Source organism: Pantoea sp. YR525 (assembly GCF_900116775.1).
Lineage (GTDB): Bacteria > Pseudomonadota > Gammaproteobacteria > Enterobacterales > Enterobacteriaceae > Pantoea > Pantoea symbiotica.
Map to the genome: position 1 here is coordinate 270,207 of NZ_FPBU01000002.1, position 13,734 is coordinate 283,940.

Sequence of the window (13,734 nt, forward strand, 5' to 3'; positions counted from 1 at the left end):
GGCTTCTGCCGTACAGAATAAGATTTGTGAGGAGTGTCACCGGTGATTAGTGTTTTTGACATGTTTAAAGTGGGCATCGGCCCATCCAGTTCACATACCGTCGGCCCGATGAAAGCGGGCAAGCAGTTTGTTGATCTGCTGGCCGAACAAGGCAAATTGCAGGACGTGACGCGCGTGGCGGTCGACGTCTACGGTTCACTTTCGCTCACTGGCAAAGGTCACCACACCGATATCGCGATTATCATGGGCCTGGCGGGTTTCGAACCGGCCACCGTGGATATCGACGGCATTCCCGCGTTCATCAAAGATGTGGAGCAGCGCGAACGTCTGCTGTTAGCCAAGGGCGCGCGCGAAGTGGATTTCCCCCGTGAAGGCGGCATGGTGTTCCGCAGCGAAAACCTTTCGCTGCATGAGAATGGCATGACAGTGTTCGCTTTCGCTGGCGATCTATTAATTCTGAGCAAAACCTACTATTCCATCGGCGGCGGTTTCATCGTTGATGAAGAGCATTTCGGCCAGCCAGTGCTGGACGAAGTTTCTGTGCCGTGGCCGTTCCACTCTGCTAAAGAGCTGCTCAGCCATTGTCGCGAAAGCGGCCTGTCGCTGTCTGGTTTGGTGATGAAAAACGAACTGGCGCTGCATACTCGCGACGAGATTCACGCCTATTTTGGTCATGTGTGGCAAACCATGCAGGCCTGTATCGATCGCGGTCTCAATACCGAAGGCGTGCTACCGGGCCCACTGCGCGTACCACGTCGCGCAGCTTCCTTACGCCGTCTGCTGGTTTCATCTTCTAAGCATTCGAAAGATCCGATGGATGTCATCGACTGGGTGAACATGTTCGCGCTGGCGGTCAATGAAGAGAATGCGGCCGGTGGTCGTGTGGTGACAGCACCCACCAACGGTGCCTGCGGCATCGTGCCGGCGGTGCTGGCCTATTACAATCACTTTATCGAACCCGTTACGCCCGATATCTTTATCCGCTACTTCCTCGCCTCTGGCGCCATTGGCGTGCTGTATAAAATGAACGCCTCGATTTCAGGTGCCGAAGTGGGTTGTCAGGGCGAAGTTGGCGTGGCCTGTTCCATGGCGGCCGCCGGTCTGGCGGAACTGCTCGGCGGTAGCCCGGAGCAAGTGTGCGTCGCGGCGGAAATCGGTATGGAACACAATCTGGGATTAACCTGCGATCCAGTCGCCGGCCAGGTTCAGGTGCCGTGCATTGAGCGTAACGCCATCGCTTCCGTGAAAGCCATCAACTCCGCACGCATGGCACTGCGTCGCACCAGTGAACCGCGCGTATCGCTGGATAAAGTGATTGAGACCATGTACGAAACCGGTAAGGACATGAACGCCAAATACCGTGAAACCTCGCGCGGCGGATTAGCAATAAAGGTCCAGTGCGACTAACGCTTCGCTGATGATTAAAGCAACAGTTGACTATTTTTCTTCATCTGTTGCTACCTCCAACTGAGTAAACCAGATACATTGATTTTGAGCGCGGCCCTTTGTGGCCGCGCTTTTTTTGGTGCCGTTTTTTTTATTCAGCCGCGCTAAACCTGGCCGCCTCAATGCCGATAACCTACACGTTAATTTGGCTTCAATCTTTGTTTTGCAAGGTGGTTACTGATGCTCATTCCCCAGCAATTTGTGGGTCAATTTCGCCGTAAGCGACTGCTTATCGCGTTAGTGATCGCCTCGCTGGTTCTGGTCCTGACGCTGACTTTTCGCTATATCGAAGAGAAATCGCGCATTGAGCAGCAGTCGCTGAATTTCGCCACCCGCGCGATTGAACGCTTTGATCGTATGTTCTCGCCGCTGGATGTTTCCGCCAACAACACGCTCGGCCTGGTTGGCGTACCTTGCTCGCAGGTGCGTTATCCGCTGATTGAGAAAATTGCCGCGCTGCAAACCGTGCGCACCGTTTTGCTGGTGCAGGACGACACGCTCTACTGCTCAAGCATTTTCGGCCCGCAAAGTCTCTCCTTCAGCCAAACCTATCCTGAATTAGCCATCAATAATCAGCGCATGATGTTAGCCACCGATAATGATCTGCTGAAAGGATCACCGGTGCTGCTGCTGTGGACGCCAAAATCACTGGATAACCGTGAAGGGCTGCTGCAAGTCATTAATATTGAGTTGATGACTAACTATCTGCTGGAGCCGCAGTTGCCGTGGGTGGAGCGCGCCATCTTCAACGTCGGTGGTCAGAGCCTTGAATACGGCAATCCGCTGATTGAACAAACCGAGCCTTCTGAAGATGAAGTGGCTTACGATCAGGCGTCGCTGCGTTATCCGTTCAGCATCACCTTGTATGGCCCTTCTCCCGCCCGGCTGGCGCTCAACACGCTACCTTCACAGCTGCCGCTGGCGCTGATGCTGAGCCTGCTGATGGGTTATATCGTCTGGCTGGCGACCGCTAACCGCATGAGCCTTAGCTGGCAGATCAGTTATGGCATCACCGCCAACGAATTTATGGTCTATTGCCAGCCGTTGATTAACGCCAAAAGCGGCGAGTGTGACGGCATGGAGCTGCTGCTGCGTTGGCATAATCAGCGTCAGGGCTGGATTGCGCCGGACGTGTTTATTCCGCTCGCCGAGCGGCAAAACCTGATCGCGCCGTTAACCCGCTTCGTGCTGGCGAAAGTGGTGGATGAGTTGCCCAACCTGCCGCAATGTCCGTCGTTCCATATTGCCATCAACGTTGCCGCCAGCCATTTCCGCGACCGCGCCATTGTGGAAGACCTGCAGAATATCTGGTGGCCCGCCAATCCGATTCCAAAACTGGTGGTCGAGCTGACAGAGCGTGATGCCTTGCCGATTATCGATCAATCGGTGGTGTCGCAGCTGCATGAGATTGGTGTGCGTCTGGCGATTGATGATTTCGGTACCGGCCACAGTTCGCTGGCTTATTTGAAAGACCTCAAGCCGGACGTACTTAAAATCGACAAAATTTTCACTGCCGCCATTGGCACCGACGCGATTAACGCGACCGTGACCGATATGGTGATTTCGCTGGCACAGCGTCTGAATATTTCGCTGGTGGCGGAAGGTGTGGAAACCGCCGAGCAGGCGCACTATCTGCGTGAGCGCGGTGTCGACCATCTGCAAGGCTATTTCTACGCGCGTCCCATGCCGATTGAAGATTTCCCGCAGTGGCTGGAGCAGCATCAGGCGCAGTTAAGCGCATAAAAAAACGGCCACTTATGTGGCCGTTTTTATTCGCATCAATCAGATTACTTACTCGGCGTGTTCTTCATGATCGAATGGCTTATCTTTGGTCACGCGCACCAGGTCAATACGGTAATCGGTCGCCTCAATCACCTGGAAATGCAGCGGCGGTAAATCAATCACTTCGCCCGGCAGTGGCAACTGGCCTTTCTGCGCGATCAACAAACCAGCTAACGAGGCGTGATCTTCATCAGCCTTCACTAACTCGTGATGATCCAGCAACTGTTGCAGCGAGTGCAGATCGGTACCACCCTTCACTAACCAACCGTCGCCATCGGCAATGATGTCTGGCGTTTCATCTTCATCCGGGAACTCACCGGCAATCGCTTCCAACACGTCCAGCGGCGTGATCAGGCCCTGCACCACACCAAATTCGTTGGTAACAATCACGAAGCTACCTTTGGCACGACGCAACACGCCCAGCAGATTGATTGGGTCCAGCGTTTCCGGTACCACAATCGCCGGGGTATTAGCGGCAAAGGTTGCCACATCCATACCGTGTTCCAGCGCCACCAGCAGCTCTTTGGCACGCACCACGCCGATGATTTCATCCAGCTCACCGCGACACACCGGGAACAAGCTGTGTGGCGTATCCAGCAGCTGAATGCGGATTTCATCCAGCGGGCGCGAAACATCTACCCACGAAATGTTGCCGCGCGGCGTCATGATGCTGCGAATTGAGCGCTGCGATAACGTCAATACGCCGTTAATCATGTAGCGCTCTTCGTCTTTAAACGCTTCCTGCGGCATCGCTTCGGTCAACGAGGTTTCTTCGGTGGTCGTCGCTTGCTTACGCTGGCGTCCGCCCATCAGACGGAGAATCGCTTCGGCGGTGCGTTCACGCATCGGCCGATGTTCCTGATGCTTAATAAAGTTACGGCGCGCAATCTGGTTGAACAGCTCGATGATGATCGAGAAGCCAATCGCCGCGTACAGGTAACCTTTAGGAATGTGGAAACCAAAGCCTTCGGCCACCAGCGACAGACCAATCATCAGCAGGAAGCTCAGACACAGCACCACCACCGTTGGGTGTGCGTTAACAAAATTCGTCAGCGGTTTCGAGGCCAGCAGCATCACGCCCATAGCGATTACCACCGCAGTCATCATCACCGGCAGATGGTTCACCATACCGACCGCAGTAATCACCGCATCAAGTGAGAACACCGCATCCAGCACTACGATCTGAATCACCACCGCCCAGAAACTGGCGTAGCTCTTATTGCCCTGATGTTCGAGTCCGCGGTTCTCGAGCCGCTCATGCAGTTCCATGGTTCCCTTGAATAACAGGAACAAACCACCGAACAACAGAATTAAATCTCGTCCGGAAAAGCTGAAATCGCCTACGCTGAATAGGGGTCGCGTCAGCGTCACGATCCAGGAGATCAGTGACAGCAAGCCAAGACGCATAATCAGGGCGAGCGACAAACCAATCAGTCGGGCTTTATCGCGCTGCTTCGGCGGCAATTTATCCGCGAGGATGGCGATAAACACCAGGTTATCAATACCAAGAACGATTTCCAGCACGATCAGCGTAAGCAAACCCGCCCAAATTGAGGGGTCGAAGAGAAATTCCATCAATGACTCCTTACCGAACGTGAAGGCGCACGAAATTGCATCTGCACCAGAGGGCGAGACGAGAGATCGTTACAGGTGGTGATAACGCTGAAGAGCGTGGAAGCAGGCGCGGAAAAGCGCTGAGAACATGTTGAGCGACGTCGGTGACGGTCCATAAAGGTGAGCTGAAGCCCGGTACTCCTGAATAAAAAACAGAACGCTAATGTATCAGTTACATCAACGACGTCAAAAAAATTTATTACATTTACAAATATCTACGTGAACGCATGAATAACGAACAAAAGTGCACATTAGCGCCGTTACGCTCGAAATAGCTGACAAACATCACATAATTTATTTTTTCGATCACTAAAATAAATCGCGACCTTATCGCTGTGCAGCGGATTGTTTCGTTTTATTTATTGATGCTCTTTCTCTATCACATCACTAACGATCCACCTGAAACACTAACGGTAATTTTCAATGATTCCCGGCAATGCCAGAGAATCTCTCACGCGAACGGAGGTAGCAAGTGACCATTGCTATTGTAATTGGTACACATGGCTGGGCGGCAGAACAGTTGCTTAAAACAGCAGAAATGCTGTTGGGTGAGCAGGAAAATGTCGGATGGATTGATTTCGTTCCCGGCGAAAATGCAGAAACGCTAATCGAAAAGTATCAGGCACGGCTGGCAGATCTCGACACGTCAAAGGGCGTGTTGTTCCTGGTCGATACCTGGGGTGGCAGTCCATTTAATGCGGCCAGCCGCATTGTGGTAGATAAGGATGGCTATGATGTCATCGCCGGCGTCAACATTCCGATGCTGGTGGAAACCCTGATGGGACGTGATGACAATCCATCGCTGGAAGAACTGATTCACATCGCGGTAGAAGCCGGTCGTGAAGGCGTTAAAGCCCTCAAGACTGAAACGCCTGCGCAAGCCGCAGCTGCACCGGCTCCGGTTGCAGCGAAAGCGCCTGCTCAGCCGCAGAAACCGATGGCTCCGGGCGATCACATGAAGATCGGCCTGGCGCGTATTGATGACCGCTTGATTCACGGGCAAGTGGCCACGCGCTGGACCAAAGAGACCAACGTTAGTCGCATCATCGTAGTGTCTGATGAAGTGGCCAACGATCATGTGCGCAAAACCCTGCTGACACAGGTTGCTCCTCCAGGCGTCACCGCGCATGTGGTGGATGTCGACAAGATGGTTCGCGTGTGGAACAACCCGAAATATGGCCAGGATAAAGTGATGCTGCTGTTCACCAATCCCACGGATGTAGTGAGGATTGTTGAGCAAGGCGTGGACATTAAGTCGGTCAATATTGGTGGCATGGCGTTCCGTCAGGGCAAAACGCAGGTGAACAACGCGGTATCGGTGGATGAAAAAGATATCACGGCGTTCCGCAAACTTAATGAACGCGGTATCGAACTGGAAGTACGTAAAGTGTCCAGCGATCAGCGACTGAAAATGATGGACCTGATCGCCAAGGTCAATCCGTAGTTCGCCCTTTGCCTGCATATGTGGGCGAATTTTAGAGACCTTGCAGAGGAGAAATGCAATGGAGATAACCACGCTACAAATCATTTTGATATTTATTGTGGCCTGTATTGCCGGGATGGGATCGATTCTTGATGAGTTCCAGTTCCACCGTCCGCTGGTGGCTTGTACCTTAATTGGTGCGGTCCTCGGTGATATGAAAACCGGTATCATCATCGGCGGTACGCTGGAGATGATTGCACTGGGCTGGATGAACATCGGTGCGGCCGTTGCACCAGATGCGGCGCTGGCTTCTATTATCTCAACCATTTTGGTTATCGCCGGTGGCCAAAGCGTCGGTGCCGGTATCGCGCTGGCGATTCCACTGGCCGCAGCGGGTCAGGTTCTGACCATCATCGTGCGTACCATCACTGTCGCCTTCCAGCACGCAGCAGATAAGGCAGCTGAGAAAGGTAACCTTAATGCGATCAGCTGGATCCACGTTTCTGCGCTGGTATTGCAGGCGATGCGTATCGCGATCCCAGCCTTGATCGTGGCGATTTCTGTGGGTACTCACGTGGTTCAGGAACTGCTGAACTCGATTCCAGAAGTGGTCACCAACGGCCTGAATATCGCCGGCGGCATGATCGTGGTAGTCGGTTACGCGATGGTCATCAACATGATGCGTGCGGGCTACCTGATGCCGTTCTTCTACCTTGGCTTCGTTACTGCAGCCTTCACCAACTTCAACCTGGTTGCGCTTGGCGTGATTGGCGTGGTGATGGCGGTGCTGTATATCCAGCTGGCACCGAAATATAACCGCGTTGCAGGTGCTGCCAATGCCGGTCCTGCAAACAATGACCTCGATAACGAACTCGACTAGGAACAGGTGAAATCATGGTTGATACAACTAACACTCCAAAGAAACTCACCCCCGGCGATGTCCGTGGTGTGTTCCTGCGCTCTAACCTGTTTCAGGGTTCGTGGAACTTTGAACGTATGCAGGCGCTGGGTTTTTGCTACTCAATGGTGCCGGTGATTCGTCGCCTCTATCCAGAAAACAACGATGAACGTAAACAGGCAATTAAACGTCACCTCGAGTTCTTCAACACCCATCCTTACGTAGCGGCGCCGGTACTCGGCGTTACCATGGCGATGGAAGAGCAGCGTGCCAACGGTGCGCCAATTGATGATGCGGCGATTAACGGCATTAAAGTGGGTCTGATGGGGCCGCTGGCAGGTGTAGGTGACCCGATCTTCTGGGGTACCGTGCGTCCGGTGTTTGCTGCGCTGGGTGCCGGTATCGCCATGAGCGGCAGCTTGCTGGGTCCATTGCTGTTCTTCATCCTGTTTAACGCGGTTCGTCTGTTAACGCGTTATTACGGCGTGGCGTACGGCTACCGTAAAGGTGTGGATATCGTCAGTGATATGGGCGGCGGCTTCCTGCAGAAACTGACGGAGGGCGCGTCGATTCTCGGCCTCTTTGTCATGGGGGCCTTGGTCAACAAGTGGACGCATGTGAATGTGCCGCTGGTGGTGTCGCGCATCACTGACCAGACCGGTAAAACCACGGTTACCACGGTGCAATCGATCCTCGATCAGCTCATGCCTGGCCTGATCCCGCTACTGCTGACCTTTGGCTGTATGTGGCTGCTGCGTCGTAAGGTGAATGCGTTGTGGATTATCGTCGGCTTCTTCGCCCTCGGTATCTTCGGTTACTGGATCGGCCTGCTCGGTCTGTAATCAGCCAGCCGGGAGCCCTGCTCCCGGCTATTTATGAGCGGCATTACCTGAGCGCCCACATTGAGGTAATTTCGATTGAGGAAGAGTATTTTATGTCACTGACTGACGCGCTGATCGCCCTGCTGATTGCAGGCTTCATTCTGTTCGCCATCTATGATGAAGCGATCCTGCCGCGCCGCAACGGCCCGACCAAACTGCGCGTTGCTCTGCGCCGTCGTCACAAGATTGATAGCGCCATTTTCGTGGTGCTGCTGCTGATTCTACTGTGGAACAACATTGATAAGCATGGCACGCAACTCACCACCAATTTGCTGATGATGCTGTGCTTTATGGCGATTTGGCTGTTCTGGGTGCGTAGCCCGAAGCTGCTGATGAAGGAGAATGGACTGTTCTTTGGCAGCGTGTGGATCGATTACGCCCGCATTCAGAGTATGAACCTGTCGGAAGACGGCATTCTGGTGATGCAACTGGAGCAGCGTCGCCTGCTAATTGCCGTCAAACAGCTGGATGATTTGGAACGCATCTACAATACGCTGGTGGAAGCGCGTTAATCGCGCTGCCACAACGTCAGCATGAAGTCGGCATCACAGGTAAACTCGCTGGATGCCGCAAGCTTCTGCCACACCTCTTCGCGCGCACGCCAGGCAAATGGTGTCATCTGTAATAAGCTCACCGCCTCACTTCCGCTCAACGTCATGCTGTAATTTAGGTTTTGCTGATCGATCTGCTTAAAACCGGCATACATCTTCTCTTCTGCCGCATGCAGCTGCACTTCGCGATAAATCAGCGCCTTGAATTGCTGCAAGTGATGCGGACCCGGCGTCACCGTTAGCAGATAGCCACCCGCTTTAATCACGCGGCTCAGCTCCTCTTCATTGCAGGGCGCATAAATGCGCACCACGCCATCAAGAGAAGCATCGGCAAAAGGCAAACGCTGGCTGGAGGCCACGCAGAATTTAACTACGCGATAGCGTTTAGCGGCCATGCGAATCGCTGCTTTTGCAACATCCAGACCAAAGAGTTGCGCCTGTGGTAACGCGTCGGCCATCGCTGCGGTGTAATAGCCTTCTCCGCATCCGATATCTAACAGCTGCGCATTTTGCTCACTCAGGTGCTGCGCGAGGATTTCGGCAACACCCGCGCGCAACGGCTGATAATGTCCAGCATCGAGGAAGGCGCGCCGAGCCTGCAGCATCTCGGCGCTATCGCCCGGTTCGCGCGAACCTTTGTGCTGCACCGGCAGCAAATTGACGTACCCTTCTTTGGCCTGATCAAATTGATGACCCGCATCACAGCGGAAGCTATTCGCCTGCTGCAATAAAGGCTGATGACAAAGTGGGCAAATCAAAGACATAGATAACTCCGGGTTAGCAATTCGCGGCGCAGTTTACCCTGATCATCTGGCTACAGAAAGGATAAAAGAAAAAGCCCCGTTCAGTGAACGGGGCTTTAAGATTCGTTTCAGTGGTGCATGGCACCGAGCCTGAGGGCGAAATCAGATTGGGGTAACGTTGACCGCAGCAGGACCTTTCTGGCCGTCCTGGATTTCGAACTCAACGCTTTGGCCTTCGGCCAGAGTTTTAAAACCATTGCCCTGGATTGCAGAGAAGTGTACGAACACATCTTTGCTTCCATCAGCAGGAGTAATAAAACCAAAACCTTTAGACTCGTTGAACCACTTAACCTGACCTTTAATCTTTGCCATTTCGCAAATTTCCTTTCAATGATTATATTGCCCGCAGGCAGACTTACAGATAAACCAGAGACATTACTGAATGAGGCACTAATTTAAGGTTCGGCAAGGAAGCGGTATTCAACGTCAACGTCTTTACTCGTAACTTCTTTACTGAAGATGCCATACATAAACAGAACTGTACCTCGTTTGACCCACGATTTGTTATCACATATCCGTAAATTAATGGCAAGCCATTTTTAAACGGTGATCGACGTGACGCACATAATTAGTTAATTGGCGGTCCACTTCATCAATCAACATATTGACACCCAACGCGTAAGGTGCGCAAAAAAGGGTTATCAGTCAGTATAGTTAGCGCTTAATCCTTACTTAGTCAAGCGCAGCGGTAATGTCTAAACAGGTACATTCTAAAGGGGTTAACAGTACGACAAAAATATTGCACTAATATGGCATCAATAAAATATTCCACTAAAAAGTTCGCCAGCCACACAACAACTGCGCGCCGTTCAAATCTTGTACAAATAGTTTTCTCAGGTATAAGTTATTAATTGCTTTGCACCAAAATCAGGAGAAACCAATAATATGCGCCCCATATAAACGCATTAACATTAGGTGGCATTTATCTCAATTTTAACTAACTACCCAACAATTAAATGTTAAAAAAAACATTGATGAGCTTGATTTAACAAAAACTCCTTAGGATTAATCTTAGTTGATATTCTTTCTGGCAGAGATCATCGCTTTTCATACTTGATTTAGGAAGCGAATTCGCTAAAAGGCATTATCCCGCCACGCACCATTTCAGTGCGCAGCCGGTTGCCCAATCGGCGATTATTCCCCCCCTTCCAACGCCTTAACGTTCGGGGATCATCCGAATAAAATCGCGTTTTTCATCCGCGTCTTCATCCGCTGGTGGTTTTGCTGTGGATGGCTGTGCGTCAACCAAACGACGCAGTAGCGCATTCTGTTTCTTTTGCTCTTCGATAACGGCTTCCAGCAAACGGATCTGCTCACTGGCGCGCACGCTAGCCCGGTTAACAAAGAACCAGACAATAAAGGCCACAAGAATGATGATGGCCAGAACGCCATAGTTAAACAGCGGGCTGGTGTTTGCGGCTAATTCGTTCATAACTGCCTCTGTAGTCAAAAATCAAACATCTACTCCGCCGCTGATTCTACTCGTTGCCGGGGCAAAAGATAATAGGTAGCGACGGAAAGCAGATTATCCCGCAAAACCCTCTTTCAGTTATCTCTGATCGATTCGATGGCGAAAGCGAGGCATGCTGCTACAGTAGATTCGCAGCCATGTTGGACGCGCTGCGTTGTGTATCACAAGGAGAAAAGATGAAACTACTTATTCGGACGATTATGCTGGTGGCATTAATTTGGTTGGCGATGCTGCTAACCGGCTATGGCGTACTCACCGGCAGCAATAAGAATGCGGCGGGATTGGGACTGCAATGCAGCTATCTGACCGCACGCGGCATGATTACAGCACAGTATCTGCACACAGACAGCGGTATCGTCGGCGTAACGGATTGTCCACTGCTGAAGAAAAGTGGCGAAGTAGTCGACAACTAAGCGGCGAAACGGGCTGGCAACAGCCCGTTTTTCATTTCAGAACGGATAGTCGTGGTAGCCCATTTGTTCAGACAGATTGCGCGCCGCACGGTGCAGCATCGCCACATACTCATTTTTGGCTTCTTCTGAAAAACGAATGGTTGGGAACGAAATGCTCAATCCCGCAATCACCACGCCAAAGCGGTCAAACACCGGCACCGCGATACAGCGTAAGCCCTCTTCCTGCTCTTCATTATCTTCGCCAAATCCCTGCACTTTCACCTGATCCAGCACCGCCAGCAGCGCTTCTGCAGTGACAATGGTTTTGGCGGTACTGCGGCGGAACTCCACTTCGCTGAGGATCTCTTGTACTTCAGTGCGATCGCGCCATGCCAGCAACACTTTACCAATTGCGGTGGTGTGCAGTGGATTGCGGCGGCCGATGCGCGAATACATACGCAGGTTATACAGTGAATCGATTTTATGGATATAGACGATGCTGTCTTCTTCCAGCGCGCCGAGGTGAATGGTTTCTTTGGTTAGACGCGACAGCTCACGCATCTCAATATCGGCGCTACGAATCAGATCGACGTTTTGCAACGCTTTGGCACCGAGTTCAAACAGCTTAAGCGTCAGCGAGTACTTCTCACTTTCCCCTTCCTGCGCCACATAACCAAGCGATTTCATGGTTTGAAGAAAGCGATAGACGGTGCTTTTCGACATCATCACGCGTTGGGACAATTCGGTGATACCGTGATCGCGCTCTTCGCCCAGCGCCTGCAGAATGCCAAACACTTTCATCACCGATGAAACCGAGTCCGGCTGTTTATCGTTATCGCTGCTCGCCATGGCGCGTATCCTTTTTTGACAGTGTTTCAAAAAAAACGGAACAGAAGCGCCAGTATATGCGTTTCAACCTGATGGCGGCAACGACTGACGCTAAGTGACACATCCACACGTAATTTTATGTCAATGAATGCGGTGCTTTTCGGCAGCGAATTGATTAGCATGATGATATTCACTTCCTTTACTTACCTAACTTATGTCCTCTACTGTTACTCAGGATGGATTGCCCGTTCCACAGCGCTATGGCGCGATCATCACCATTGCGCTCGGTATCATGATGGCGGTGCTGGATGGGGCTATCGCCAACGTGGCCTTGCCAACCATTGCGCGTGAACTGAATGCCAGTCCAGCCGAATCGATCTGGATTGTTAACGCCTATCAAATCGCTATCGTTATCTCGCTGCTGTCGCTGTCGTTTCTTGGCGATATGCTTGGTTACCGCCGCGTCTATCAAGTTGGACTTGCGCTGTTTATCGCCACCTCGCTGTTTTGCGCCCTCTCCTCATCACTGAATACGCTGACCGTGGCGCGCGTGCTGCAGGGCTTTGGTGGCGCAGCTCTGATGAGCGTCAACACTGCGCTGATCCGCATCATCTATCCGCAGCGCTTTCTCGGGCGCGGTATGGCGATTAACTCGCTGATCGTCGCGGTGTCGAGTGCAGCCGGGCCAACCGTGGCGGCAGCGATTCTTTCGGTCGCCAGTTGGAAGTGGCTGTTCCTGATCAACATTCCACTCGGTATTGTTGCGCTGTGGTTGGCGTTGCGTTTCCTGCCGGATAACCCGCAGAAAGCCAAACAACAGAAATTCGACGTACCCAGCGCCATAATGAATGCGTTGTTCTTTGGCCTGCTGATTACAGCACTGAGCGGTTTCTCACAAGGGCAAAACGGCTGGCTGATTGTGGCCGAGTTGGTGGCATTGGTGTTGGTAGGCATAGTGTTTGTCCGTCGTCAGTTGGCAATGCCGGTGCCATTGTTGCCGGTGGATTTGCTGCGCATTCCGATCTTCTCGCTGTCGATTGGCACTTCAATTTGCTCGTTCTGCGCGCAGATGCTGGCGATGGTGGCGCTGCCGTTTTTCCTGCAAAACGTGCTCGGTCGTGATGAAGTAGCAACCGGTTTGCTGCTCACGCCGTGGCCGCTGGCAACTATGGTGATGGCACCCATTGCGGGTCGATTGATCGAGAAGTTCCATGCCGGATTATTGGGCGGACTGGGATTAGCGATGTTCGCTGCCGGTCTGTTCCTGCTGGCACTGTTGCCGACTCAGCCAACTGATGTGGATATCATCTGGCGCATGATGCTATGCGGTGCCGGTTTCGGTCTGTTCCAGTCACCCAACAATCACACCATCATCACCGCAGCACCGCGTAATCGCAGCGGTGGTGCCAGCGGAATGCTCGGCACCGCGCGTCTGGTGGGACAAAGCAGCGGCGCGGCGCTGGTAGCGCTGATGTTTAATCTGTTCCACGACCACGGTACACACGCCTCACTGCTGCTGGCAGGTGGCTTTGCCAGCGTTGCCGCCGTGGTGAGCCTCGCGCGTATGACGCAGACACGGCAGACTGCCGAATCCTGAAAACAGCAAGGGCGCCATCTGGCGCCCTTGTTTTTGGTATGCAAACAC

Annotated in this window: 14 protein-coding genes; 8 read left to right on the plus strand and 6 right to left on the minus strand. The window is 52.6% G+C overall.

Features of this window, described 5'->3' with window-relative positions; genetic code table 11:
* Positions 1-42 precede the first annotated feature (42 nt).
* Together BM323_RS04755 and BM323_RS04760 are read left to right on the plus strand one after the other, a co-directional pair.
* Positions 43-1,407, plus strand: a complete 1,365-nt coding sequence (locus BM323_RS04755; protein WP_008110404.1) for an L-serine ammonia-lyase — start codon at positions 43-45, stop codon at positions 1,405-1,407.
* Between the two features lie 219 nt (positions 1,408-1,626).
* Positions 1,627-3,189: an EAL domain-containing protein gene (locus BM323_RS04760; RefSeq protein WP_008110406.1), complete on the plus strand. Its 1,563-nt coding sequence runs from the start codon at positions 1,627-1,629 to the stop codon at positions 3,187-3,189.
* A 48-nt stretch (positions 3,190-3,237) separates the two neighbouring features.
* On the opposite strand, the gene BM323_RS04765 is transcribed toward BM323_RS04760, so the two are convergent.
* Positions 3,238-4,803: a TerC family protein gene (locus BM323_RS04765; protein WP_008110408.1), complete on the minus strand. Its 1,566-nt coding sequence runs from the start codon at positions 4,801-4,803 to the stop codon at positions 3,238-3,240.
* Between the two features lie 511 nt (positions 4,804-5,314).
* Here BM323_RS04765 and manX point away from each other — a divergent pair.
* From manX to BM323_RS04785, 4 genes are all read left to right on the plus strand, one after another.
* Entirely contained in the window at positions 5,315-6,286 is a 972-nt protein-coding gene (manX, locus tag BM323_RS04770) for a PTS mannose transporter subunit IIAB (RefSeq protein ID WP_008110409.1), read from the plus strand.
* Between the two features lie 58 nt (positions 6,287-6,344).
* The gene (locus tag BM323_RS04775; RefSeq protein WP_008110410.1) at positions 6,345-7,145 is read left to right on the plus strand and encodes a PTS mannose/fructose/sorbose transporter subunit IIC; all 801 of its coding nucleotides are present in this window, start codon (positions 6,345-6,347) and stop codon (positions 7,143-7,145) included.
* A gap of 14 nt (positions 7,146-7,159) precedes the next feature.
* Entirely contained in the window at positions 7,160-8,005 is an 846-nt protein-coding gene (locus BM323_RS04780; RefSeq protein WP_008110411.1) for a PTS mannose transporter subunit IID, read from the plus strand.
* Between the two features lie 92 nt (positions 8,006-8,097).
* Complete coding sequence (locus BM323_RS04785; protein WP_008110412.1) at positions 8,098-8,556, plus strand: DUF986 family protein; 459 nt, start codon at positions 8,098-8,100, stop codon at positions 8,554-8,556.
* Here the strand turns inward: BM323_RS04785 and rlmA are convergent.
* The 4 genes from rlmA to BM323_RS04805 form a co-directional block, all read right to left on the minus strand.
* Positions 8,553-9,359, minus strand: a complete 807-nt coding sequence (rlmA, locus tag BM323_RS04790; RefSeq protein ID WP_008110413.1) for a 23S rRNA (guanine(745)-N(1))-methyltransferase — start codon at positions 9,357-9,359, stop codon at positions 8,553-8,555. The genes BM323_RS04785 and rlmA overlap by 4 nt on opposite strands.
* A 141-nt stretch (positions 9,360-9,500) precedes the next feature.
* Positions 9,501-9,710: a transcription antiterminator/RNA stability regulator CspE gene (gene cspE, locus BM323_RS04795; protein ID WP_008110414.1), complete on the minus strand. Its 210-nt coding sequence runs from the start codon at positions 9,708-9,710 to the stop codon at positions 9,501-9,503.
* A gap of 83 nt (positions 9,711-9,793) precedes the next feature.
* Positions 9,794-9,868 carry a DUF2627 domain-containing protein gene (locus BM323_RS24235; protein WP_110866451.1) on the minus strand — a complete coding sequence of 25 codons (75 nt, stop codon included), beginning with the start codon at positions 9,866-9,868 and terminating at the stop codon, positions 9,794-9,796.
* A gap of 686 nt (positions 9,869-10,554) precedes the next feature.
* On the minus strand, positions 10,555-10,830 hold the full coding sequence (locus BM323_RS04805; protein ID WP_008110415.1) for a YebO family protein: 276 nt from the start codon (positions 10,828-10,830) through the stop codon (positions 10,555-10,557).
* Positions 10,831-11,045: 215 nt separating this feature from the next.
* On the opposite strand from BM323_RS04805, the gene BM323_RS04810 reads away from it, so the two are divergent.
* Positions 11,046-11,282, plus strand: coding sequence for a YobH family protein (locus BM323_RS04810; RefSeq protein WP_008110416.1), 237 nt, complete (start codon positions 11,046-11,048; stop codon positions 11,280-11,282).
* Positions 11,283-11,318: 36 nt separating this feature from the next.
* Here the strand turns inward: BM323_RS04810 and kdgR are convergent, their stop codons facing one another.
* On the minus strand, positions 11,319-12,110 hold the full coding sequence (gene kdgR / locus BM323_RS04815; protein ID WP_008110417.1) for a DNA-binding transcriptional regulator KdgR: 792 nt from the start codon (positions 12,108-12,110) through the stop codon (positions 11,319-11,321).
* A 193-nt stretch (positions 12,111-12,303) separates the two neighbouring features.
* On the opposite strand from kdgR, the gene BM323_RS04820 reads away from it, so the two are divergent.
* Entirely contained in the window at positions 12,304-13,686 is a 1,383-nt protein-coding gene (locus BM323_RS04820) for an MFS transporter (protein WP_008110419.1), read from the plus strand.
* Positions 13,687-13,734: the final 48 nt, after the last annotated feature.

Excerpts from the sequence above, each read along its gene's own strand:
- BM323_RS04780 (WP_008110411.1), top strand. The coding sequence starts at position 7,160 with ATGGTTGATACAACTAACACTCCAAAGAAACTCACCCCCGGCGATGTC.
- kdgR (WP_008110417.1), bottom strand. The coding sequence starts at position 12,110 with ATGGCGAGCAGCGATAACGATAAACAGCCGGACTCGGTTTCATCGGTG.
- cspE (WP_008110414.1), bottom strand. The coding sequence starts at position 9,710 with ATGGCAAAGATTAAAGGTCAGGTTAAGTGGTTCAACGAGTCTAAAGGT.
- BM323_RS04765 (WP_008110408.1), bottom strand. The coding sequence starts at position 4,803 with ATGGAATTTCTCTTCGACCCCTCAATTTGGGCGGGTTTGCTTACGCTG.
- rlmA (WP_008110413.1), bottom strand. The coding sequence starts at position 9,359 with ATGTCTTTGATTTGCCCACTTTGTCATCAGCCTTTATTGCAGCAGGCG.
- BM323_RS04820 (WP_008110419.1), top strand. The coding sequence starts at position 12,304 with ATGTCCTCTACTGTTACTCAGGATGGATTGCCCGTTCCACAGCGCTAT.
- BM323_RS04775 (WP_008110410.1), top strand. The coding sequence starts at position 6,345 with ATGGAGATAACCACGCTACAAATCATTTTGATATTTATTGTGGCCTGT.
- BM323_RS04760 (WP_008110406.1), top strand. The coding sequence starts at position 1,627 with ATGCTCATTCCCCAGCAATTTGTGGGTCAATTTCGCCGTAAGCGACTG.
- BM323_RS04785 (WP_008110412.1), top strand. The coding sequence starts at position 8,098 with ATGTCACTGACTGACGCGCTGATCGCCCTGCTGATTGCAGGCTTCATT.
- BM323_RS04805 (WP_008110415.1), bottom strand. The coding sequence starts at position 10,830 with ATGAACGAATTAGCCGCAAACACCAGCCCGCTGTTTAACTATGGCGTT.
- BM323_RS04810 (WP_008110416.1), top strand. The coding sequence starts at position 11,046 with ATGAAACTACTTATTCGGACGATTATGCTGGTGGCATTAATTTGGTTG.